Annotated in this window: 14 protein-coding genes and 1 pseudogene; 9 read left to right on the forward strand and 6 right to left on the reverse strand. The window is 65.4% G+C overall.

What is annotated here, in order from left to right:
* Positions 1-151: 151 nt before the first annotated feature.
* Entirely contained in the window at positions 152-544 is a 393-nt protein-coding gene (locus tag V5279_RS04770; protein ID WP_166302122.1) for a hypothetical protein, read from the forward strand.
* Positions 545-758: 214 nt separating this feature from the next.
* Here V5279_RS04770 and V5279_RS04775 read toward each other — a convergent pair whose 3' ends face one another.
* The 3 genes from V5279_RS04775 to V5279_RS04785 form a co-directional block, all read right to left on the reverse strand.
* A complete protein-coding gene (locus V5279_RS04775; RefSeq protein ID WP_338701852.1) occupies positions 759-1205 on the reverse strand; it encodes a hypothetical protein in 447 nt (148 codons plus the stop codon).
* 134 nt (positions 1206-1339) lie between these two features.
* The gene (locus tag V5279_RS04780) at positions 1340-1711 is read right to left on the reverse strand and encodes a DUF883 family protein (protein WP_166302124.1); all 372 of its coding nucleotides are present in this window, start codon (positions 1709-1711) and stop codon (positions 1340-1342) included.
* Positions 1712-1848: 137 nt separating this feature from the next.
* Complete coding sequence (locus V5279_RS04785) at positions 1849-2961, reverse strand: AI-2E family transporter (protein ID WP_166302127.1); 1113 nt, start codon at positions 2959-2961, stop codon at positions 1849-1851.
* A gap of 230 nt (positions 2962-3191) precedes the next feature.
* Between V5279_RS04785 and V5279_RS04790 the strand changes: the two genes are divergently transcribed.
* From V5279_RS04790 to V5279_RS04800, 3 genes are all read left to right on the forward strand, one after another.
* A complete protein-coding gene (locus V5279_RS04790) occupies positions 3192-4010 on the forward strand; it encodes a L,D-transpeptidase (protein ID WP_338695510.1) in 819 nt (272 codons plus the stop codon).
* Between the two features lie 26 nt (positions 4011-4036).
* Positions 4037-4669 (forward strand): DUF2865 domain-containing protein, encoded by a 633-nt coding sequence (locus V5279_RS04795; protein ID WP_338695511.1) that lies wholly within the window; start codon positions 4037-4039, stop codon positions 4667-4669.
* Between the two features lie 199 nt (positions 4670-4868).
* Positions 4869-5024: a Thivi_2564 family membrane protein gene (locus V5279_RS04800; RefSeq protein WP_061880958.1), complete on the forward strand. Its 156-nt coding sequence runs from the start codon at positions 4869-4871 to the stop codon at positions 5022-5024.
* 72 nt (positions 5025-5096) lie between these two features.
* On the opposite strand, the gene V5279_RS04805 is transcribed toward V5279_RS04800, so the two are convergent.
* From V5279_RS04805 to cysD, 3 genes are all read right to left on the reverse strand, one after another.
* Positions 5097-7259 (reverse strand): malate synthase G, encoded by a 2163-nt coding sequence (locus V5279_RS04805; RefSeq protein WP_338695512.1) that lies wholly within the window; start codon positions 7257-7259, stop codon positions 5097-5099.
* A 258-nt stretch (positions 7260-7517) separates the two neighbouring features.
* Positions 7518-9437, reverse strand: a complete 1920-nt coding sequence (gene cysC / locus V5279_RS04810; RefSeq protein ID WP_338695513.1) for an adenylyl-sulfate kinase — start codon at positions 9435-9437, stop codon at positions 7518-7520.
* Between the two features lie 48 nt (positions 9438-9485).
* Complete coding sequence (gene cysD / locus V5279_RS04815) at positions 9486-10280, reverse strand: sulfate adenylyltransferase subunit CysD (protein ID WP_166302141.1); 795 nt, start codon at positions 10278-10280, stop codon at positions 9486-9488.
* Positions 10281-10527: 247 nt separating this feature from the next.
* Between cysD and cysG the strand changes: the two genes are divergently transcribed.
* The 5 genes and pseudogenes from cysG to V5279_RS04840 all read left to right on the forward strand — a co-directional run bounded on the left by cysG (position 10528) and on the right by V5279_RS04840 (position 15190).
* On the forward strand, positions 10528-11979 hold the full coding sequence (cysG, locus tag V5279_RS04820; protein ID WP_338695514.1) for a siroheme synthase CysG: 1452 nt from the start codon (positions 10528-10530) through the stop codon (positions 11977-11979).
* A complete protein-coding gene (locus V5279_RS04825; protein ID WP_029077708.1) occupies positions 11976-12293 on the forward strand; it encodes a DUF2849 domain-containing protein in 318 nt (105 codons plus the stop codon). Before cysG ends, V5279_RS04825 begins: the two co-directional genes overlap by 4 nt.
* A 12-nt stretch (positions 12294-12305) precedes the next feature.
* Positions 12306-13960 (forward strand): annotated as a pseudogene (locus tag V5279_RS04830) (nitrite/sulfite reductase).
* On the forward strand, positions 13947-14462 hold the full coding sequence (locus V5279_RS04835; RefSeq protein ID WP_338695515.1) for a DUF934 domain-containing protein: 516 nt from the start codon (positions 13947-13949) through the stop codon (positions 14460-14462). The pseudogene V5279_RS04830 and the gene V5279_RS04835 overlap by 14 nt, the downstream one beginning before the upstream one ends.
* Complete coding sequence (locus V5279_RS04840; protein WP_338695516.1) at positions 14459-15190, forward strand: phosphoadenylyl-sulfate reductase; 732 nt, start codon at positions 14459-14461, stop codon at positions 15188-15190. Before V5279_RS04835 ends, V5279_RS04840 begins: the two co-directional genes overlap by 4 nt.
* Positions 15191-15268 lie beyond the last annotated feature (78 nt).

Below are 15268 nucleotides of genomic sequence, written 5' to 3' on the forward strand. Positions count from 1 at the left end.
AATGACTCGCATCCCCCCGGACTCGTTCCCTGCGCGTGAAAATATTTTCGTACACGGTTAAGTGATGGCCGGACGCGAGAACTCCACAGGTTCCGCTCGCGTTGTGTCCGTGATCGCCAAGGGAAATTTCCATGGGGCGAGGGACATCACCATGTCAAAGATTCAAAGGGGAATTTTCGCTGCGTTGGCGGGCGGATTGACGCTTGGCGCGGTGCAGCTCGCGTCCGGCCACGATCTCATTGGAACTCAGAAGGTCACCACCGCACTGGCACCGGAGAGCGCGGTCAACCGCGCCGCCAAGACCGACCGCGCCGCGGTTCCATCGAGCGGCCTGCCGAGCCGGACCGTCGCGCTGAAGGTCGACCGGCTTCCGGAGACGTCGGTGCTGGTCCGCGTTCCCGTGGCGCGGGAAGAGGCTCGCAATCGCCCCACAGCACCCGCCCGGGCCCGGCCCGGCGACACCCGCAAGGTGGCCTGCGAGCCCGTGGTCAGCGTGCTGACCGAAGTGGCCAAGCTGCTGCAGCCCGGCCGCTGCGTGACCTGAGAAGGGCGCTCCGCGATCTCAACTAGAGGCTCCGCGATCTCAACAGGCACAGCTGTCATCGCCCGCGAATGCGGGCGATCCAGTACGCCGCGGCCTATCGGCTCAATCACAATTGTCTCTGGAATACTGGATCGCCCGGTCAAGCCGGGCGATGACACCGGTTGGGTGGTGACAGTTTGGATAGCTGACGGTCGCGCATTCTCGCGCGAGAGCGTCACTCCTCCGCCGGCTCGCTGCTCGCGGCGGCGCTGCGGCTGGCCATCAGGCCGAGTGCGAGGCCACCGACCGCCAGGATCGGGATCAGCCGCTTCACGCCGATCGCCCGGACGATCTGCAGGCCGGTGGCGATCAATGCGGGGTCGGCGAACATGGTCGCTGCAGCCGATTTCGCGGCCTTGGCCGCCTTCTCCGCACGCTGGCGTGCCTCGCGCTTACGCACGATGTAAACGGCGACAGCGACCAGCGTGACGACCAGGAACACCGCGGCGCCGGCGAGGCACGCCTCTACCGGACCATAGCGCTGCAGCACATAGACGAAGGCGGCCGCGCACAGGAAGGCGATGGTGATGGACAGCGCGATCGCAGCGGCGGCGGCAAGCGACGTCAGGCGCAACGCGCTGCCGGTGGATTCCTTGACGTCATTGATCAGCCGCTGAAGCATTGCCAAGCCTTGTTTTCAATCTCGCCTTGAAAAGCGCATCGACAAACGAAGCGGCGGCGCGCCAGCGCTGCCATCGCGTCTAGAAAGGTGGTTTTCGCTTGACCGCCACCGCGGGCCTCATCCGAGAATATCCGTTAGCGCCGCCAGGCGACGCCGATCAGGAAGCCGAGGCCGAGCGCCAGGCCGACGGTCGCCAGCGGTCGCTGCGTGATCACGTCTTCCAGCGATTCCTCGATCGAGGATGCCGCGTCCTGCGCCGCGCCCATCATCGCGCTGCCGCGCTCCGACATGTCGTCGAGCGTCGATTCCGCGTTGGCGCGTGCATCCTTGTAGTGGCGGCGCGCCTGCTTGCCCGCGTTGTTGGCAAACGAGTTGAGCGCGCCGGTGATCTGTTCGGTAAGGGCTGCGATATCGTTCTTCACGGCGGTGACATCCTTTTCCAGGCGTTCGTAGGTCGCTTTGTCCGTCATGTTCTTGATCCCAAATGCGCTGTCCGTGCTCGACATCGAAAGCTCCCGGAGATTCGCGTGTTGTAAGGAAAAACGCCTCGCAGCAGGCAAAGTTCCTGATGCGAAACCGGGCCTGATCGTTCAGGAGGCTGTTCTCGACGCGAACCGGCGCCTGCTTCGCTTGAAAACGCTTCCTATTCCTCGGGCAGCTGCGGCGAATTGTCCGGCATCAAATGCTCTTTGACGATCAACGCCACGATCAGCAGCGGTGACGACAGGAAGGCGCCGATCGGGCCCCACAGCCAGGTCCAGAACGCGAGCGCGAGGAAGACTGCGAGCGCATTCAGCGACAGCCTGCGGCCGACGATCATCGGGGTCACGAAATGTCCTTCCAGGAAGGTCACGGCCGCAAAGCAGGCTGGCGCGATCAGCCCGGCGCCGATGGTCGGCGAGGAAACGATGCCGACTGCGACCAGAACCACGAACATCGCGACCGGCCCGATGATCGGAATGAAGTTCAGTGTCGCGGCGAGCGCGCCAAGTCCGGCCGGATTGGGCGTGCCTGTCGCCGCGCAGATCGCACCGGTGACGATGCCGACGCCGACATTGATCATGGTCACCGTCAGCAGGTAGTTGCCGAGATGGGTCTCGATCTCGTTGAGGATGCGCAGCGTGCGCAGCCGCGCCGCGCGTTCGCTGAAGTTCATCACTAGCGCGCGGCGCAGGTCGTTCCAGCTCGCGATGAACAGGATCAGGGTTGCGATGAACAGCAGGAATTCGGCAAATGTCGGCGACAGGAATTCCAGCGTCGGCTGCACCCATTCGAATTTCGGCAACTGCAGGGTGGCAAGCGTGTCGGAGCCGCCGAGCATGCTCTGCAGCTCCTGCCACAGCGCGAGCGGCCGGTCGAACACGTGCAGCTTCTCCCTCAGGATCGCGCCGAGCTCGGGCAGCCGCGAGCTCCATTCCATCAGCGGGGCCGAAATCAACCCGACCATGAAGCTGACGGTCGCGACGACCGCGAACACCAGCAGCACCGCACCAAGCGCGCGCGGGATCCGGTAGCGTTCGAGCAGGCCTGCGGCCGGCGACAGCATGGTGCCGACAATGAAGGCCATCGTGATCGGGAGAAAGAATGCGCGCGCCAGATAGAGTACGGCCACGACGACGATGACCAGCAGCGCGACCAGCGCGAAGGCGACGACCTCGGCACGGCTGATCACCGGCGGCAGTTCGGCTTTGCTGTCGGGGAAGGGCGTGCCTTCGGGCGGATTGCCAAGCAGACGTTCACCCGGTAACGCGCGCACCAGTTTTCTCCCGCACGAAGGCAAAATAAATTTCGCGCTGCGAGGTGACCCCGCGCGTCCAATAGCGCCTGACAACGGCCCGCGTCGGCAAAGGTTCCATCGCGGGTTCGTGAGACGCGGCGGGTTGACAATCTCGGCCTTGCGATGATTCGCGCCGGAACTGTCTGGCGGCCACGCGCGTTGCTCCGGCATCGCATCACCACGATGCGCATCCCGTCCAGGGGCAGCACATGACACATCAGTCTCTCTCCAGCCGCCGGCTTGCGTCGCGCGCCGCGCGCACCGTTGCCTTCGCCAGCGTCCTGTTCGTGACGCCGTTCGTTGTCACCACCTCGGCCGACGCCCAAGTCCGCTCGTCTGCGCTCGGCTATGCGTCGACGCAGCCGGGTGCATTTCCGTCCGACGAAATGATGAACGATCCCTCGACCGGGGCCAGAGAGGACGGCGCGCTGCCGGAGCGGCTGCGCCGCACCACCGTCGCGCTCAACACGACGGAAGCGCCCGGCACCATCATCATCGATACCGGCAACACCGCGCTCTATTACGTGCTCGGCGGCGGCCGGGCGATCCGTTACGGCGTCGGCGTCGGCCGCGAGGGCTTTACCTGGGCCGGCGTCCAGACCATCAGTCGCAAGGCGGAGTGGCCGGATTGGCATCCGCCGGCCGAGATGATCAGGCGCCAGCCCTATCTGCCGCGCTTCATGGCCGGCGGCCCGGGCAACCCGCTCGGCGCACGCGCGATGTATCTCGGCTCCAGCGAGTACCGCATCCACGGTACCAATGATCCCTCGACGATCGGCAAGTACGTGTCGTCGGGCTGCATCCGCCTGACCAATGAGGATGTCTCCGACCTGTTCAGCCGGGTCGATGTCGGTACCAAAGTCGTGGTGTTGCCGAAGAACGCGCCGCATCTCGCCGCCCGCGAACTCGGCCCGACCACGACGCAGATTTCGGTCCGGCCGGCACCGGTGCAGCCGCGTCCCGCGGTGACGACGCTGCCATCAGGCCGCCAGGCGATGAACATTCCCACCGCTTCCTCGTTGTACTGAGGATCGGCGTTGTATGAGGGGCGGTGATGGTGAAGCGACATTCCAGGCGGTGGGTGTTCGGGACGGCGGCGTTGCTTGGCCTGTCCCTTGCGCCTGCCGCGCAAGCCCAGGATTTCTTCTCGCAACTGTTCGGCGGCTTCATGCAGGGCCGGCCGCCGGTGATCCGGATCCCGTTCGACGACGGCCCGGCGCCAGTCGCGCCGCGGGGCGAGCGTCGCGCGCGCTATGACGGCGGTCAGGCCTACTGCGTGCGGACCTGCGACGGCCGCTATTTCCCGCTGGCCGCGACCGGCAACCAAAGCAAGGCGGAGAGCTGCAATAGCTTCTGCCCGGCGAGCGCGACCGAAGTGGTCTATGGCGGCAATATCGACAACGCCGCGACCGAGAACGGCAAGCCCTATTCCGAGCTGCCGAATGCGTTCCGCTATCGCGACCAGATCGTCGCGGGCTGCACCTGCAACGGCAAGGATTCGGTCGGCCTGGCCGCGGTGAAGATCGAGGACGATCCGACCCTGCGCAAGGGCGACATCGTCGCCGGCAAGGACGGGCTGATGTCGGTCGGCCGCCCGGACCGGCGCGGGGCTTCGCTCAACTTCACGCCGGCACCGGATCGCATCCGCGCCAAATATCAGCGTCCGGCGGTGCTGGCGCGCGAGTAGCGTTGCTCACTAGAGCGTTTTCGAGCGAAGTGGACAACGGTTCGCGTGAAGAAGACGCGTCAAAACAAGAATCGAGAGCTTCGGTTCTGATCTAATCAGAACCGAAGCCACATTCGGTTCCTGGCCCGGAACCGACTTCCCCCCTGCACGTTAGCAAAGGGCGAACAGCACATTCACCGATGCCATCAGGGGGCCCCGCATGCTCGTCGGCGTACTCGTCACCTTCCTTGTCGTTATTCTCGTTCTTTATCTCATCAACATGCTGCCGCTCGACGGCCGCGCCAAGCAGATCGCGCGCGTCGTCGTCATCATCATCGGCATCGTCTCGCTGCTGAAATATTTGGCGGTATTTTAGTCCAGCGCGCGACGCCAACAAAAAAGCCCCGGCTTGTCGCCGGGGCTTTTGCTTGTCGTCGTGACCCGCGGATCAGCCCGCGGCCTTGGCCTCGCGGCGGCGTGCGGTGAGGATGTATTCGGTGTAGCCGTTCGGCTGCGTACGTCCCTCGAAGATCAGGTCGCAGGCGGCCTTGAAGGCGACACCGTCGAACGACGGCGCCATCGGCTTGTAGAGGGCGTCGCCAGCGTTCTGCTTGTCGACGACGACGGCCATGCGCTTCAGCGATTCCATCACCTGATCTTTGGTGATGACGCCCTGATGCAGCCAGTTCGCCAGATGCTGGCTCGAGATGCGCAGCGTGGCGCGGTCTTCCATCAGCCCGACGTCGTGGATGTCGGGCACCTTCGAGCAGCCGACGCCCTGGTCGATCCAGCGCACGACGTAGCCCAATATGCCCTGACAGTTGTTGTCGATCTCCTGCTTGACGTCGTCGGGCGCCCAGTTCGACTGCGACACCGGAATGGTGAGGATGTCGGAGAGCTTTGCGCGCGGGCCGCCCTTGGCGAGCTCCTGCTGGCGGGCTGTTACGTTGACCTGGTGATAGTGCAGCGCGTGCAGCGTGGCCGCGGTCGGCGACGGCACCCAGGCGGTGGTGGCACCGGCCTGCGGATGGCCGATCTTCTGGACCAGCATGTCGGCCATCTTGTCGGGCGCGGCCCACATGCCCTTGCCGATCTGGGCATGGCCGGGCAGGCCGTCGATCAGGCCGTTGTCGACGTTCCAGTCCTCATAGGCCTTGATCCAGGGCTGCGCCTTCATGTCGTTCTTGCGGATCATCGGACCCGCTTCCATGGAGGTGTGGATCTCGTCGCCGGTGCGGTCGAGGAAGCCGGTGTTGATGAACATGATGCGCTTGGAGGCGCGCTGGATGCAGGCCTTGAGATTGACCGTGGTGCGGCGCTCCTCGTCCATGATGCCGACCTTCAGCGTGTTCTCGGCGAGCCCGAGCATCTTCTCGACCTCGGCGAACAGCTCGCAGGTCAGCGTCACCTCGTCGGGGCCGTGCATCTTCGGCTTGACGATATAGACCGAGCCGGTGCGGCTGTTCTTGACCTTGGAATTGCCCTTGAGGTCGTGGATCGCGAGCAGGCCGGCGACCGCCGCATCCAGCAGGCCTTCCGGGATTTCCTCACCCTTGGCGTCGAGCACCGCGTCGGTGAACATGTGGTGGCCGACATTGCGCATCAGCAGCAGGCTGCGGCCGTGCAGCTTCAGCTCGCTGCCATCGGGCTTCTTGTAGACGCGATCTGCATTGAGCGAGCGGGTTAGCGTCTTGCCGCCCTTGTCGAAATCGGCCGACAGCGTGCCGTTCATCAGGCCGAGCGTGTTGCGATAGACCAGCACCTTGTCCTCGGCGTCGACGGCGGCGACCGAGTCCTCCATGTCGAGAATGGTGGAGACCGCCGATTCCAGGATCATGTCGGCGACGCCGGCCGGATCATCCTTGCCGATGATGTTGCTGCGGTCGATCTTGATCTCGACATGCATGCCGTTGTTGACGAGCAGGATCGCGGAAGGGTGGGCGGCATCGCCCTGATAGCCGGCGAACTGGGCGCCGTCCTTCAGCGCGGTCGAATTGCCGCTCTTCAGCTTGGCCGACAGCTGGCCGGCGATCACGCTGTAGGAGGTCACATCGGTGTGGCTTGCGGTCGCAAGCGGCGCTGATGCGTCGAGGAAGGCCTTTGCCTTGGCGATCACCTTGTCGCCGCGGGCCTTGTTGTAGCCCTTGCCACTTTCGCTCGGATCATGCGGGATCGCATCGGTGCCATAGAAGGCGTCATACAGCGAACCCCAGCGCGCGTTGGCGGCGTTCAGCGCATAGCGGGCGTTGGTGAGCGGCACCACGAGCTGCGGGCCGCAGATCTTGCCGATTTCCTCGTCGACATTTGATGTCTCGACCTTGTGGGTCGCGGGCTCCGGCAAGAGGTAGCCGATCTCCTTGAGGAATGCGGTGTAGGCGTTGATATCGAACGCCTTGCCCTTGTGGGCGCGATGCCAGTCGTCGATCTTGGCCTGCAGCGTGTCGCGGACCGCGAGCAGCTCGCGGTTCTTCGGTCCGAGCTTCTGGATGATGGCGGCAAGTCCGGCCCAGAACGCGTCGGGAGCGATCCCGGTCTTGGGCGTCGCCTCCTTGGCGATGAAATCGAACAGGACAGGGGCGATCTTCAATCCATGGGCATCGACACGAGTCATGATGGGCTTTCTCAAAGAAACGGGCGTTTTAGGAGCTGTTTTCGAAAGAAATCAGCAAAAAACGCGCCAAAGGGCCGCGTTCACGGCTCTTTTAGCCCTAAAGTCCCGGCTCTGAGAAGGCCCTCTGTCACCCCACTCTCAGGTGTCATGCCCCGCTTCAAGCGGGGCATCCAGTACGCCGCGGCCTATCGGCTCACGCACGGGCGTCTCTGGAATACTGGATCGCCCGGACAAGCCGGGCGATGACTGGCGAGCGGGTCAGATATTCGCCGCGAGATCGGTCAGTTCGTCGAACAGGATGCCGGTCTCGGCCAGCATCCGTTCGATCTCGTCGGTGGCCTCGGTGACCGATCGGCTCGAGGTATCGATGGTCAACTCGTTGCCGGCCGGCGGCTGGTAGTCGTTGGTGATGCCGGTAAAGGACGGCAATCCGCCGGAGCGGGCCTTGGCATAATGGCCCTTGGGGTCGCGGGTCTCGCAGACCTCGGCAGGGGTCGCGACATAGATCTCGCGGAACGCGCTGTCGGCGATATGGCGGGCTGCCGCACGGTCGGCGGCCGACGGCGACACCGCGGCGACGATCGCGATATGACCGTTGCGCGCCAGATGGGTCGCGACCTCGGCGAGACGGCGGATGTTCTCAGCCCGATCCTGCGGCGAGAAGCCGAGGTCGCTGTTGAGGCCCGCACGCAGCGTGTCGCCGTCGAGCAGGATCGGCGAGCCGCCATTGCCGAACAGCCGCCGCTCCAGCGCCCGCGCCAGGGTCGACTTGCCCGAACCGGGCAGGCCGGTCAGCCAGATCACCGCGCCGTTGTGGTGATAGCGCGCCGAGCGCTCGTCCGGCCGCAGCGCGGACTCCACCGGCACGATATCGACCGGCACCGCAGGCCGGCCGGCGTCGACCGACAGCACAAGGCCACCGCCGGCGATGCGGCCGTAGACCTCGATCACGAGGCGCCCGGTGCGCGGATTGTCAGTGTAGGGATCGGTCGCCACCGGTTGCGCCAGCGAGATGTCGATCTCGCCGACATGGTTGCGCGCGATTGCGCTGTTCTCTTCGTTGGAGAGCGCGCCGGGATCGATCGCCTTCTCGATCGCGACCACGGTGGCACGGCTTTCCTTGGTGCCGAGCCGGATCAGGATCTGCTCGCCCTTGGTCAACGGCTTGTCGTGCAGCCAGAAGATCCGTGCGCGGATGCGGCGGGTGTCGCGCGGGCTCTGTCCGCTATGTCCGATGATGTCGCCGCGCTCGAGGAACAGCTCGCGGTCGAGCGTGATGCCGACCGAGCGCCCCGCGCCCTGCGGGCCGTCGACCGGCGTCACCGGCCAGCTTTCGACGGTCTTGATCCTGGCGATCTTGCCGGTCGGCATGATGACGATCTCGTCACCGGCCTTGAGGCTGCCGGACTCGATGCGGCCCGCCACGATGCGACGGTCGTCGAACTTGTAGATCGCCTGCACCGGCAGCCGCAGCGGCAGCTCGGCGAGCGGGCGCGCCGGCTCGAGCGCATCGAGCGCATCGACCACGGTCGGTCCCTTGTACCAGTCGATCCGCGCCGTGCGCTCGGCGACGCCGTCGCCGTCGCGCGCCGAGATCGGGATCACAGCCGTCGGCCTGACGCCGAGGCCGATCAGATGCGCCGAAATCTCGTCGCTGATTTCCTTAAACCTCTCGGCGCTGAACTCGACGCGGTCCATCTTGTTGACGACGACCGCGACCTGCTTCACGCCGAGCAGATGCAGCAGATAGCCGTGACGGCGGGTCTGGTCGCGCACGCCTTCGAGCGCGTCGATGATCAGCACCGCGCCATCGGCCTGCGAGGCGCCGGTGATCATGTTGCGCAAAAACTCTGCATGGCCAGGCGCGTCGATCAGCACGACGTCGCGCGAGCGGGTGCGGAAGCGGATCTGGGTGGTGTCGATGGTGATGCCCTGGTCGCGCTCGGTCTGCAGCGCGTCGAGCAGGAACGACCATTCGAACGGCATGCCGCGCCGCGCGCTGACCGCCTTCAGCATTTCCAGCTTGCCGTCCGGCAGGCTGCCGGTCTCATGCAGCAGGCGCCCGACCAGCGTCGACTTGCCGTGATCGACATGGCCGACGATGACGATGCGCACTTGCGGCCGCGTCGTGCCGTTGGGCGTTGCCGAGATCGAGGCGGTGGGAAGGATCATGTTCATCGGAACGCTCGCGCGAAATGGGAAGCCAAATGTTGAGAAGCCAGTTGATCAGAGATAGCCGGCGACACGCAGCCGCTCGAACGCATCCTCGGTCTCGTGGTCGAGCGCGCGGCCGGCGCGCTCCGGGATCTTGGTGGCGTCGAGTTCGGCGAGGATCTCGTCGATATTGGACGCGGTCGAGGCGACCGGGTTGGTGATGTCCTGATCGCCCAGCGAGCGGTAGCGCTTGCCGTCCTTGGCGAGATACAGCGGAATGATCGGGATGTTCTCGCGCTTGGTGTAGGCCCAGATATCGGCCTCGGTCCAATGCAGGATCGGATGGATGCGCAAATGCGCGCCCTGCGGCGGCGAGGCGTTGAACTGGTCCCAGAACTCCGGCGGCTGGTCGCGCACGTCCCACTCGCCCTCGAGGCCGCGCGGCGAGAACACGCGCTCCTTGGCGCGTGTCGCCTCCTCGTCGCGGCGGATGCCGGCGATCAATCCGTCAAAGCCATACTTATTGAGTGCGAGCTTCAGCCCTTCGGTCTTGCGCGCGGCGGAGCGCGCGGCCGGTGGCAGGGTCGGATCGACGCTGTCGATCGACGGGCAGGGTTCGACGCGCAGGTCGAGATCCCATTCCTTGCCGAAGCGGTCGCGGAACGCGTACATCTCTGGAAACTTCTTGCCGGTGTCGACATGCATCGCCGGGAACGGAACCCGGCCGAAGAATGCCTTGCGTGCCAGCCAGATCATCACATTGGAGTCTTTGCCAAGCGACCAGAGCAGCGCGAGCTTCTTCAGCCGGGCGAATGCCTCGCGCAGGATGTAAACGCTTTGCGCCTCGAGCTCGTCCAGGTGATCCATGGTCGGGGGGGCCTGATGGGCCGAAATCCCCGGCACGGAAGATGCTTGTGCAAGGGCTGCAGACCGTGATCCGGCAGCGGCGGATTCTTTGTCGAGAAGATGCATCTATCGGCCTTGGCCTGTGGAGGTGAAAATTCTAAAGTTGCGCTGCAATAGAGAAGAAATAATTTTCTCTTTGCTGGCCTTGATCGAGAGATAAATAGAAAATAATTTCAGTCAACCCCCAAGTTGGGGAAGCGAGTGTCTGATGCGATATCTGCCGGTGTTTCTGGATCTGCAAAGCGGCAAGGTGCTGCTCGTTGGAGCGGGCGAGCTCGTGCGCGCCAAGCTGCGGCTGCTTGCGGCCGCCGGCGCCGCGGTCCGCTGGTACGCGACCGACGGCAACCATGATCTCGCCGGCCTCGCTGCGGAGGAGGCCGCGCGGATCGAGCGCGCCGAGGGCGATCCGCTCGCCGCTGATCTTTCAGATGTCATCGCCGTGCTCTGCGCCGGCGCCGGCGACATCGGCGTTGCGATGTCGGTGCGCGCCAAGGCGATTGGCCTGCCGGTCAATGTGATGGACGACCTCGTCCACTCCACCTTCATCATGCCTGCGATCGTCGATCGCGGCGATGTCGTGGTCGCGGTCGGTACCGGCGGCACGTCGCCGGTGGTGGCGCGCCGCATCCGCGAGAAGATCGAGGCGGTGCTGCCGGCACGGATCGGCGACCTCGCCGGCTTCATCGGCCGCTTCCGCAAATCGATCCATGCCCGCATCGAAGAGTTTCCGCTGCGCCGACGCTTCTGGGAGCGCATCGTCGACGGCCCGATCGGCGCGCTGGTGCTGGCCGGCCGCAAGGACGAAGCCGAGCAGGCGCTGAACGCGATCCCTGATCCCGCCGCATTCGCCGGCGCGAGCGCAGAGGGCAAAGCCATTGGCCACGTCACGCTGGTCGGTGCGGGTCCCGGCGATCCTGATCTCTTGACGGTGAAGGCGCTGCGCGCGCTGCAGGATGCCGACGTCGTGTTCTATGACGAACTGGTGTCATCTGAAATTCTCGACCGCATCCGGCGCGATGCCGCGCGCATTCCGGTCGGTCGCCGTGTCGGCAAGCCCGGCATCGGCCAGGACGCCATCAACCGCCTGATGATCGAGGCGGCGCAGGCGGGCCAGCGCGCGGTGCGGCTGAAGGGCGGCGATCCCTTTGTGTTCGGCCGCGGCGGCGAGGAAATCGAGGCGCTGCGCGACGCTGGCGTTGCTTACTCCATTATTCCGGGCATCTCCGCCGGTCTTGGCGCGGCCGCGCAGTTCGAAGTGCCGCTGACCTTCCGCCACGAGGCGCTGCGCATCACCTTCCTCACCGCGCACAAGGCGCGCGATGCCGAGGTCGTCGACTGGTCGGTGCTGACCGACAACAAGATGACCGTCGTCGTCTACATGGGCATGACCGCGGCGCCTTCGGTCCGCGAAGGCCTGCTCGCCGCGGGCCGCTCGCCGGAGACGCCGGTCGGCGTGTTCGCGCGCGTGACGCGGCCGGACGCCAAGGCGGCGGTCGGCACGCTGGCGCGGCTGCCCGAGCTGGTCAAACAGGTCGATGGCGGTCCCGCTGTCCTCATTATCGGCGACGTGGTCGCGCATTCCGCGCCGTGGAGCCGATCCAACGTCACCCAACTCTTCTCCAACCAGATGTTCTCCGAACTGCTGAAAGCTGCCGAATGACCTCTCCGCTTGAACAGAAGAAAATCAGGATCACGGGCCCGTCGGTGGTCACCGCCAACCGCACCTGGGATGGTGCGGTGGTGTACCGGACCGCGCAAAAGGGCTGGTCCACCGAACTCGCTGACTCCGCCATTGTCAGCACCTCCGACGATGCCCGCGCACTGCTGGCGGAGGCCGCCGCCGACGACGTCGGCGCGGTCGGCCCCTATATCGCGCCGGTCGAGCTCAAGGACGGCGGCAAGGTCAAGCCGGGCAATCTCCGCGAACACATCCGCGCCAAGGGCGTCACGATCGATCTTCAGGTGCCGGCGTAAGGCTCATCCATCATGTATGCATATGACGAACTCGACCGCACGCTGATCAACGAGCGTGTTCGGAATTTCGCGACCAGGTGAAGCGCCGCCTCTCGGGCGAGCTCACCGAGGACGAATTCAAGATCCTGCGTCTGCAGAACGGCGTGTATTTGCAGCTGCACGCCTACATGTTCCGCGTCGCGATCCCCTACGGCACGCTGTCATCGAAGCAGCTGCGCCGCTTCGCCCATGTCGCGCGCCGCTACGATCGCGGCTACGGCCACTTCACCACCCGGCAGAACATCCAGTTCAACTGGATCAAGCTCAGCGAGCTGCCCGACGCGCTGTCCGACCTCGCCGAGGTCGGCATCCACGCGATGCAGACCTCCGGCAACAACATGCGCAACGTCACCTCGGACCAGTGGGCCGGGGTCGCGCCGGGCGAGATCGAGGACCCGCGGATCTGGTCGGAGCTGATCCGCCAGCACACCACGCTGCATCCGGAATTCTCGTTCCTGCCGCGCAAGTTCAAGATCGCGATCACCGCCTCCGAGCACGATCGCGCCGCGATCAAGATCCACGACATCGGCCTGCGGCTGCACAAGAATGCCGACGGCGAGACCGGCTTCGAGGTGCTGGTCGGCGGCGGCCTCGGCCGCACCCCGTTCATCGCCAAGACCATCAAGCCATTCGTCCCCGGCCGCGATATCCTGAGCTACATCGAGGCGATCCTGCGCGTCTACAACCAGTACGGCCGCCGCGACAACATCTACAAGGCGCGCATCAAGATCCTGGTGCACGAGCTCGGCATCGAGAAGTTCGCCAAGGAAGTCGACGAGGAGTGGAAGCAGATGGGCGATGTCGGGCTGACGCTCGATCACGCCGCCATCGAGGAGGTCCGCTCGCGCTTCTCCTATCCGGCCTACGAAAAGCTGCCGCACATGCCGGACGAGCTGAAGCAGGCCGCGCATGACAAGCTGTTCGAGCGCTGGCGCAAGAACTCGGTGTTCGCGCACAAGGTGCAGGGCTACTCGATCGTCGTGCTGTCGCTGAAGCCGGTCGGCGGCCCGCCCGGCGACGCCACCGCCGAGCAGATGGACGCGCTCGCCGATCTCGCCGACAAATATTCGTTCGGCGAAATCCGCGTCGGCCACGAGCAGAACCTGGCGCTGCCGCACGTCGCCAAGCGCGACCTGCCAGCATTGTTCAAGGCGCTCGACCGGCTCGGCCTGGCGACGCCGAACGTCAACCTCGTCACCGACATCATCGCCTGCCCGGGACTCGACTACTGCTCGCTGGCGAATGCGCGCTCGATCCCGATCGCGCAGGAGCTGACGCGGCGCTTCGCCAATCACGACACCGCCGACCTGATCGGCCGGCTCCACATCAACATCTCCGGCTGCATCAATGCCTGCGGCCATCACCATGTCGGCCACATCGGCATTCTCGGCGTCGAGAAGAACGGTGAGGAATTCTACCAGATCACGATCGGCGGCCGCGCCGACGAGAACGCGCAGATGGGCACCTTGATCGGCCCGGCCGTTCCCTATGCGGAAGTCGCCGACGTGATCGAAGACATTGTCGAAGCCTATCTCGCGCTGCGCGACCGTCCCGAGGAATTGTTCGTCGATACGGTGAAGCGTCTGGGCGTCGAGCCTTTCAGGGAGCGGGTCTATGCCACTCGTTAAGCAGGGAAGACTAACCACCGATTTGTTCGTGCATGTCGCCGACGGCGCCGAGCTGCCGGGCGACGGCGCGGTGCTGGTGAGCGCCGAACGCTTTCTCGCCGGTCCGGAGGCGCTGCTGCGCCGCTCCGGCAAGGTCGGCGTGATCTGGCCGAACAACCGCAATCTCGACGATCTGGTGTCGCATCTCGATCGTCTCGCCTCGGTCGCGCTGGTGTTCCCGACGTTCCGCGACGGCCGCGCCTACAGCCAGGCGCGCCTGCTGCGCGAGCGCTACGGCTATGACGGCGAGCTGCGCGCCACCGGCCAGGTGCTGCGCGACCAGTTCGTGTTCATGACCCGCGCCGGCTTCGACGCCTTCGAGGTGAAGAAGGACGCCGATGCCGATGCCTTCGCCGCGACCATGAAGCGCTATTCGGTGTTCTACCAGCCGACCGGCGACGGCCGCGTCACCGCGCTCAACCGCCGCATGCAGCTGCGTCACTCGGAGAGCGCGGGCCAGTGAGCACGCTTGCACCAGAGCTCGCAGCCGCGGCGCCGGGCGGATTGCCCGCGGCCGATGCGCTCGATCGCGCGCTGCGCACGGCATCGCCCGCCGAGGTGATCGCGGCCGCGCTGAAGACGGTCGGCCGCGAGAGGCTGGCGCTGGTGTCGTCGTTCGGCACCGAGTCCGCCGCGCTGCTCAAGGTGATGGCGGACGTCGACCCGGCGATCCCGGTGGTCTTCCTCGACACCGGCTGGCTGTTCGAGGAGACGCTCGCCTATCGCGACACGCTGATCAAAACGCTGGGCCTCACCGATGTACGGTCGATCAAGCCCGACGAGCAGGCGCTGTCGCGCCAGGATCCGGACCGCGAATTGTGGTTCACCGATCCCGATGCCTGCTGCCGGATCCGCAAGGTCGAGCCCTTGGCGCGCGCGCTAAAACCGTTCGCCGGCTGGATCAATGGCCGCAAGCGTTTCCAGGGCGGCGCCCGCACCGACATTCCGGTCGTCGAGGACGACGGCGTCAGGCTGAAATTCAATCCGTTCGCCAACGTCTCGCGCGAGGAGATCGAGGCGATCTACGCGCTCGGCAAGCTGCCGCCGCATCCACTTGTCGCATCGGGATATCAGTCGGTCGGGTGTATGCCTTGCTCGAGCCGGTCTGCCACCGGCGAGGATGCACGCGACGGCCGCTGGCGCGGCCGGGCGAAGACGGAATGCGGCATCCATACGATGAAGATGTCGTAGAGCATGATGTCGTGGAGCAGGCGCTCAATCGCGATGACGGTTCATCGCGATCTGGCGACGCGACAAAGCCTTCGCAGT

Origin of the sequence: Bradyrhizobium sp. 26S5, assembly GCF_036923295.1 — a bacterium.
GTDB lineage: Bacteria > Pseudomonadota > Alphaproteobacteria > Rhizobiales > Xanthobacteraceae > Bradyrhizobium > Bradyrhizobium septentrionale.